At 63.0% G+C, this 1,132-nt stretch carries 1 protein-coding gene; it reads left to right on the top strand.

Going from position 1 to position 1,132, the window contains the following annotated elements:
* The first annotated feature begins 115 nt into the window (after nt 1–115).
* Entirely contained in the window at nt 116–1,078 is a 963-nt protein-coding gene (locus L5014_RS38515) for an IS5 family transposase (RefSeq protein ID WP_238469091.1), read from the top strand.
* The last annotated feature ends 54 nt before the right edge of the window (nt 1,079–1,132 follow it).

Raw genomic sequence — 1,132 nt, 5'->3', positions numbered from 1 at the left:
GGCGTTGTTGCATAAATCTGGCCGCGACATGCTGACGTTTACGCGCAACAGCGTCCGGGCGTGGCTCTGTTAACAGTTCGGTTTCCTGCGTACATTCTCGATTTTTGCCGAGAAGATGCGCAAGGACACGACCAGCAAGCAATCGAGTTTGAAGGCCAAATATCGCGTCAAGAACTGGGCGCAGTACAACGCAGGCCTCATTGCTCGAGGAGACCTGACGGTGTGGATCGACCCAAGCTTGTTCGCGGCGCCGCCCGAGCTGGACGTACGTGCCCGTGGCCGCCCCTGCGTCTACCCGGATGCGCTCGTACAGATGTTGCTCGGCCTCAAGCAGGTCTTTCGCCTGCCACTGCGCGCACTCCAGGGGTTCGCGCTCAGCCTGGGCAAGCTTGCTTTCCCGGGCTTGCCGGTGCCCAATTACACGACTCTGAGCCGCCGCGCGCAGACCCTGAAGGTCGCGCTGCCAGTGCTGCACACCGGCGAGCCGTTGCACCTCGTCGTCGATAGTACTGGACTGAAGGTCTACGGCGAAGGCGAGTGGAAGGTCCGCAAACACGGCTGGTCCAAGCGCCGCACCTGGCGCAAGGTCCATCTGGCGATGGACGCAAACACAGGCCAGATCTGCGCCGCGCTGATGACGCATCAGGACGAGGGAGATGGAGAAGTGTTGCCCGATTTGCTCGACCAAATTCCCGCTGACGTGCCGATCGGCACCGTTGGTGGCGACGGCGCCTACGACACCAAGCCGTGCCACGCGCAAATTGCCGCGCGCGCCGCTACGCCGTCGATTCCACCACGCGAGGGCGCAATTCCTTGGCCTGAGAGCACGCCCGGTGCGGCGTGGCGCAATGCGGCCATCGATGCAATCGCCCAGAGCAGCAGGAGCGAATGGAAGCAAGAGAGCGGCTACCACCGGCGCTCGCTCGCAGAGACCCTGATGTACCGACTCAAGATACTCACGGGCGCCTGCCTGTGGGCGCGCGAGATCGGCTCCCAGGCGACCGAGGTTTCGATTCGTGCAGGCGTGCTCAACCGCATGGCGGCACTTGCACGCCCGCGGTCCGTTCGTACCGCCTGAGGTCGAAAACATGGAGGCCGCTTCGTCCTTATGCTCGATTTATGCAACAACGCC

This window comes from Paraburkholderia tagetis, assembly GCF_022213065.1.
Lineage (GTDB): Bacteria > Pseudomonadota > Gammaproteobacteria > Burkholderiales > Burkholderiaceae > Paraburkholderia > Paraburkholderia tagetis.
Note: the sequence above shows the minus strand (reverse complement) of the source record. Positions and strands in the feature narration are given on the sequence as shown.